The organism is Photobacterium sp. DNB23_23_1 (assembly GCF_052873815.1).
Window position 1 is genome coordinate 62,121 of the sequence record NZ_JBNNXT010000029.1, and the last position, 6,650, is coordinate 68,770.

Annotated in this window: 8 protein-coding genes; 4 read left to right on the forward strand and 4 right to left on the reverse strand. The window is 43.1% G+C overall.

Translation table 11 applies throughout. From position 1 onward, the window contains the following. Positions 1 to 116: 116 nt before the first annotated feature. The gene (gene ansB / locus ACVA53_RS17185) at positions 117 to 1,178 is read left to right on the forward strand and encodes an L-asparaginase 2 (RefSeq protein WP_255043192.1); all 1,062 of its coding nucleotides are present in this window, start codon (positions 117 to 119) and stop codon (positions 1,176 to 1,178) included. A 101-nt stretch (positions 1,179 to 1,279) separates the two neighbouring features. Here ansB and ACVA53_RS17190 read toward each other — a convergent pair whose 3' ends face one another. Then, positions 1,280 to 1,555 (reverse strand): hypothetical protein, encoded by a 276-nt coding sequence (locus tag ACVA53_RS17190; RefSeq protein WP_446505751.1) that lies wholly within the window; start codon positions 1,553 to 1,555, stop codon positions 1,280 to 1,282. A gap of 242 nt (positions 1,556 to 1,797) precedes the next feature. Continuing rightward, positions 1,798 to 2,709, reverse strand: a complete 912-nt coding sequence (locus ACVA53_RS17195; protein ID WP_446505752.1) for a DUF368 domain-containing protein — start codon at positions 2,707 to 2,709, stop codon at positions 1,798 to 1,800. Positions 2,710 to 3,365: 656 nt separating this feature from the next. Here ACVA53_RS17195 and ACVA53_RS17200 point away from each other — a divergent pair. Further along, positions 3,366 to 3,617, forward strand: coding sequence for a hypothetical protein (locus tag ACVA53_RS17200; RefSeq protein ID WP_446505753.1), 252 nt, complete (start codon positions 3,366 to 3,368; stop codon positions 3,615 to 3,617). A 231-nt stretch (positions 3,618 to 3,848) separates the two neighbouring features. Next, positions 3,849 to 4,247 (forward strand): VOC family protein, encoded by a 399-nt coding sequence (locus tag ACVA53_RS17205; protein ID WP_255045472.1) that lies wholly within the window; start codon positions 3,849 to 3,851, stop codon positions 4,245 to 4,247. Between the two features lie 73 nt (positions 4,248 to 4,320). Here ACVA53_RS17205 and ACVA53_RS17210 read toward each other — a convergent pair whose 3' ends face one another. Beyond that, on the reverse strand, positions 4,321 to 4,491 hold the full coding sequence (locus ACVA53_RS17210; RefSeq protein WP_446505754.1) for a hypothetical protein: 171 nt from the start codon (positions 4,489 to 4,491) through the stop codon (positions 4,321 to 4,323). A gap of 279 nt (positions 4,492 to 4,770) precedes the next feature. Then, positions 4,771 to 5,082, reverse strand: coding sequence for a DUF3081 family protein (locus tag ACVA53_RS17215; RefSeq protein WP_255044914.1), 312 nt, complete (start codon positions 5,080 to 5,082; stop codon positions 4,771 to 4,773). Positions 5,083 to 5,349: 267 nt separating this feature from the next. Here ACVA53_RS17215 and ACVA53_RS17220 point away from each other — a divergent pair, with 267 nt between their 5' ends. Beyond that, a complete protein-coding gene (locus tag ACVA53_RS17220; protein WP_255044913.1) occupies positions 5,350 to 6,534 on the forward strand; it encodes an amino acid aminotransferase in 1,185 nt (394 codons plus the stop codon). The last annotated feature ends 116 nt before the right edge of the window (positions 6,535 to 6,650 follow it).

A 6,650-nucleotide genomic window follows, 5' to 3' on the forward strand; every position in this document is an offset into this window, starting at 1 on the left:
GGGATCACTTTTTTAATACTATAAAAGGTGATGTATGCCACAAAAGTATTATCAATATGGAATAGTATCTTACTCATTGACTAAATGATGAAATAAAAAACCAAAAGGTATGAGTAATGAAGAAGAATGCTGTTTCTGTAGGTATGTTCTTAGCGGGTATGTGTTTAAGCTCAGTGAGCTTTGCTGGTGACTTACCAAACATCCAAATTTTAGCTACGGGTGGCACTATTGCCGGTGCCGGTCAATCTAGCACGGAGTCAAACTATACTTCTGGCAAGGTGGGTGTTGAAGCATTGATCGAAGCTGTGCCAGAGATGACAAAACTAGCCGATATTTCTGGTGAGCAGGTTGTTAGCATTGGCTCGCAAGATATGAATGATGAAGTGTGGCTAACACTGTCTAAGCGAGTGAATGAGCTATTAGCAAAAGATGATGTTGATGGGATCGTAATTACCCATGGTACTGATACCATGGAAGAAACAGCATATTTCCTAGATCTTACTGTAAAAAGTGACAAGCCTGTTGTGCTTGTCGGTGCAATGCGACCTTCGACGGCAATGAGCGCAGATGGTCCAGTTAACTTGTACAATGCCGTAGTAACAGCGACGGATCCTGAATCGACAGGTCGTGGTGTACTCGTATCGATGAATGATACGGTATTTGATGCACGTGACGTGACCAAGACCAGCACAACAGCCGTTAACACTTTCCAATCACCTAATACCGGTGCGCTAGGTTACATCCACAATGGTGATGTGAAGTACCAGCGTAGCCCAGAGCGCATGCATACCACAGAAACCGTTTTTGATGTGTCGAAAGTAGAGAGCTTGCCTAAGGTGGGTATTGTTTATAACTATGCCAATGCAACAGCGTTACCTGTAAAAGCCATGATGGAAGCGAATTATGATGGTATCGTCAGCGCTGGGGTGGGTAACGGTAACATGTACCACACCATCTTTGATGAGCTAGTGAAGGCAAGTAAAGATGGCACTATGGTTGTGCGTAGTTCACGTACGCCTTCAGGCTCAACAACCCTGGATGCAGAAGTGGATGACGATAAGTATGGGTTCGTGGCGGCTGGTTCACTGAACCCTCAGAAAGCCCGTATTCTTCTGATGCTTTCGTTAACACAAACTCAGGATTATCAAGACGTTCAGAAGATGTTCCAACACTACTAATCACTGTCTTGTGTTCAAATGAAGAAACGATAAAACTCATTGCAAGTTGACAGTCGTAATTCCCCAAAGCCGCCAATTTCATAGGCGGCTTTCTTACGTTTTTAATTCGCAGAGGTGTAGTGGTAATCAAACACTGATTGTGAGCTGGTGTCCGGTAAACTATGGACGGTATGTGCTGCAGTAGCTGACTTGTCACCAGAGGTAGTTAACTGCATTTCTAGTGGTGTGAGTTCATCTACCTCAGCCAGTGTTAACTGATAGGTGGCAGCAGATGATTTTTCGCCAGCAGTGGCAAGATGAAAGTCCAACACGCTGTTAGCTAGTGTAGATGCTGATGACAGAACGAGGGCTAGGTAAAGGAAATATGTTTTCTTCATAATTGACACTCACTAAAGCTTATTTGATAAGCAGGCATAGCTGCTTATTGAGGTTAATCTTTAACCTGCAAGACTGATTAAACACTTATGTAGGTTGGTATTGGTTGTTGGAAGTTATACTAACAAGCTGAATGAAAGTGTGTGTTTCGCTGTGTAAATCAACGCAAATAAAAAAGCACCCTTAGTCAAGAGACTAAAGGTGCTGTGCATAGCGGTATCCTTTTTAGGGAAACAGAGAGCGGCTATTTGTCAGCTACTTTCTCAAGGCCCCACACAATGCCGATTCCCAGTAACATGGCAACAACGGCATAGCCTAGTAGAGCGGGCTGCCCAGTTACATGTTCAAAACTGAAAGGGGACAAGTTCTGCTCAATCAAGGGAACTTGCTCGCCACTGGAGTTAGTTCTCCAAGTCAATGTTTCTTTCCAAGGCCAAATCTTACTTAAGGTGCCAAGCATTAATCCTGTTAGGAATGTGAGTGCGATATCGCGGTAGTTGCGCAACACCCACGACAAAATGTGCGAAAAGGTAAGAAGCCCAATAACACAACCACAAGCAAACAGACCTAAAGTGACAATATCCAGTGATCTTGCTGCACCAAGAATCGGTGTGTACATGCCCAGTAGCAACAGAATGAAGCTACCGGATATGCCAGGTAAAATCATGGCACAGATGGCAATAGAGCCTGCCAGTAGAATGTTAACGTGAGTTGGCTCAAGCGTAAGCGGATGAAGAACAGTAATGCCGTAGGCGAAAAGCGCGCCGGCAATCACCGCAATGATCCGCGAAGCTCCCCAGTGAGTGATCTGTTTGAACATATGGATCACTGAGATGATGATTAAGCCAAAGAAAAATGACCACAGTGGGATAGGGTGTGTATGAAGCATCCAGGTAATGACTCTAGCAAGAGTAAAAATGCTGGTCAGGATCCCCGAGAGCAACAGGACAAGGAATGTACCGTTAATATGATTGAAGGCAGCCCTGACCCCTTCTTTGCGCCAAAGGCCAATCAAGCTTGGATTAACGCGTCGAATGCTTTCAAGAAGTGTGTCGTAAATGCCTGTAATAAATGCGATTGTTCCGCCAGAGACTCCCGGTACGACATCAGCCGCTCCCATAGCCATCCCTTTTAGGAAGGTAAACACTTTGCTCATAGCTTTCCATTAGTTACCGATGAGAATTAAACTGGCGCTATTATACCTACAATGCGTGAAAAAAAAGTGTTTTCCTCCTGCCGCAAATTGAAATTGGACTTTTTTTTAACTTAACCATTGCTAACGTCAGTTCCTAGTGGGTGGCTCTGGAGTCAAAACAAGTGAATTTATTGAAAAGTAAAGCTTTCTGGTGCTTGCTGTTGTTCACTTTGAAGTGCTATTGCCAGAGAGCCCAGCTAGGCTGTGGCTGAAGTTTTTGACCGGATCAGCATAAATTTATTGCCAAACAGCTATGAGACCGGCAATTGGGTCATACCGATGTTTGACTATATTGTCGCATTTTAGAGCAATGCAAAACTCAACCAAACAATAGTATTAAACCTGCTTACGGAACCGACAGAAGAGACGTTTTTTGTCGATGGTTTCTTATGGGGTAAATCATGTTTTGAGCTGCGATCTGAGTCCAAAAGCGATAACGTGATCATTGTAAGGAGGGGTAAGCGTTCTGGTGCTTTGGGGTATCAGTAGGTTGTCGGTATGGGCTTAGAGTGTGATGTCGGTAGTTGGTTGTTTATTAAATTGTGACATGTGAAGAAAAGCCCATAAATAAAATATGGAATTATGGCTTCAGTGAAACAATAAATTGGAGTCTGATTATGTACCGTGATTTATTACAAATCCCTGCAGATCATCAGTTTGTCCGTACTGATATGAAGTGGGATATAGGGAAAAAACAAGATATTGATACATTTTGGTATGATGAAAAAAGCCCTTGTGGTGAAGTTGTCGCAAAATATATTGTGAAAGTTATTAAGTATGTTTACCCTCCGAAAAAGGCAGACATTAGCTTTAAGAAATATTCTGCGGATGCCTTATCTTTGTTAGCTCATGGAGATTTAAAGCACTGAGATAGGATGAAAAGTGGCATATGATGCCACTTTTCACTTTAGTATATATCTACGTTGCTTGGCTTTCAGTATCTCTTGTACTTAAGAACTCAATCAAGAACGGCTTGTATGGAAGCTCCAAAATGTGATTAATATCATGGAATATGCGCCATCATTATTAACGTGGTTGAATAAGATGGGGCTGGGGAATACACTAACTCTGTAGCAAGTTAAATGGAGTTAAATTTCAATATGATACCGCAAGATTCGACATTAAGAGTGGTCAGACCAACAGACAATGTATCCCAAATTGCAGCCATGTACCGACAGGCACTGGGTTTTGATTTATTAAAGCAATTTGACGATTACGAAGGTTTTGATGGTGTCGTTCTAGGGCATAAGCATCACCCATATCATATCGAGTTTGTTCATAAGATTGGTTCTGTAGTGGGTCAAGCCCCCAGCCATGAACACTTATTAGTTTTTTATGTTGATTGCAGCCAGGCTTGGGAACGGGCTTGTCGGAAAATGATCGATGCTGGTTTTTCGGTCGTTGAGTCAAGTAACCCATATTGGGAGCAGGTCGGGAAAACGTTTGAAGATCTTGATGGTTATCGTGTCGTACTGCAGAATCGAGATTGGGAAAACTAGGTCTCTTATGCTAGCGGCATGTGATTAAGCTCAAGTTGAAGAACTTGAGCTTTTTTAATGCTTGTTGACTTCATCAATGCTGTTGGCTAGCAAGCGATTCATAAGCCGACTTAAACATTAATGTAAATCCTGCCTGCGTAAGGTCTTTAGCTGACATATCGGCTTTTTCCAGTCTACGGTAGCACTCATCCAATGCGAGAAGAACGGTATCTGCCTGATTGTTTTTTAACTGTTGTAGTTGCATGACATTATTCCCATCAAGATAGTTTGTCAATTAGATTTTGAGCAACCCTCAGAATTCCCTTAAAGCATAACTTTGCTAAGGTGAATGAACTCTGAATACGGTTGAACGTTTTTTGTTCAGTGGCAAAAGTTAATAGAAATATCTTAGTTATCATCCGTTAGGCATCTGTCATGATATTGTCAGGGGGATGTCAGAATCTCACTGATCGAGATAGTAAGAAAACAGCGCAACTTCAGGGGGAAGGGAAATTGCGCAATATCGAAAGGATATGTGGGTGTTTTAATAGTTCTTATCTATTTCTTCTAATTTGCCAATAAATTCCTGTATTTGTACTTCGTTGTTATTGTGGAACTCGGTGGTCGTTTGGTTGATCACCGATTCAGGATCTTCATTCATGGTGTGGAAGTGATAGGTATTGTGGAAATTGATATCCAGTGTGACTTTATCATCCGCCAGGCTGACACTATAGCCATCGGGTGACTCAGTACACTTTATATCATCCAGTTGGCTGCCAAACTCGATGGTCTGGCCTTGGCTTTTTATTTTCTCATAAACACTGAGCAGGGTGCGTACATCGACTCTGTTTTTCATTTTGACCTCCAACATGTACTAAAGATGCAGGACCTGTAACAAACAAATTAAGTATACAAAACGAAGCTGTCCTACTTTAAATTTAGGTGTTTATAGCCAGCCTGCCATACAAGTCTAAAAAGGTTTAATCTGGATCAATAATTGGTATCGATGAGCTTCACATTATTGAATTTTAAAGAAAATGAAAATGTTGCAAATTCATGATGACGGAATGGGGTTGAAGTGGTAGCTTGAAAGGTATGAACGACAACTAAACGGAATTATATCATGTTTAAGCAACTTGCCGAGGCGCAGTTAGATCCAATCCTATCGCTTTCTCTTGCTTATCGCGACGATCCTCGAGAAAACAAGGTTGATCTTGGTATTGGCGTGTATCGTAATAGCCAGGGGGAGACCCCTATCATGACGGCGGTACAGCTCGCGCAGCAGCAAGTACAGGCTAGCCAGAAAACGAAGGCATATGTTGGTCTTGCTGGTAACGAGCAGTTCAACCAGTCGATGATGGATCTGCTTTTGACCGGTACATCTGCTAAGGCAAGGGCTGCCGCGGTACAAACGCCTGGTGCCAGTGGTGCGCTGCGCATGTTAGCTGACTTGATTCATCTTGCTGAGCCTGAGACGACAGTTTGGATATCTAATCCAAGTTATGTAAACCATAAACCCGTGATGGAAGCTGCAGGACTAAAGGTTCGATACTACCCATATTTCGACTCAGCGACAAAACAGGTAAACAGTGGGGCAATGCTGCAGGAACTGGCTAAAGCAGGGCCTAAAGATGTGGTATTGCTACACGGTTGCTGCCATAACCCAACAGGGGCTGATATTTCTTTTGCCGATTGGCAGGCTATAACTGATCTGGCCAATAAAAATGGTTTCATGCCATTTGTTGATATTGCTTATCAAGGATTTGGCGACGGGCTGGATCAAGATGCTGCAGGCTTGCAATATATGGCTGACAATATCGAAGAGATGGTGATTGCGACATCCTGCTCGAAGAATTTTGGTTTGTACCGTGAGCGTACTGGTGCGGCAATCTTAGTTGGTGACACCCTGCAAGAAGCGCAAAAAGCGAAAGGGCGAATCCTTAACCTGGCTCGTTCAACCTACACCATGCCGCCTGATCATGGTGCCGCTTTGGTATCGACGATCCTGGATGATGCGTCGCTGACACAAACTTGGAAGCAAGAGCTGAGTGAAATGCAGCAGCGTTTGTTGGCATTGCGTGCGGGGTTAGTGTCTGAGGTCCATGCGTTGGGATCGGATCAGTTCGACTTTATTCAACAGCATAAAGGGATGTTTTCAGTTACGGGTCTAACACCTGAGCAAATCGGTCGTTTGCGCGATGACTATGCCATTTATGCGGTAGGTGATGGTCGTATTAATATCGCAGGCCTGCAAGAGCAACATTTGGGTTACTTAGCACAAGCGCTTGTGGCGGTATCAAAAAAATAATACTGGCTCTGAATTGAGATCATTATCGCTTTAAAAATCATCGCTATGTTCCTTTTAACTGTTGCTGAAGACTTAACATCCTGTTTTCGTTAAGTTCTTCAGTCACATCCATGTAT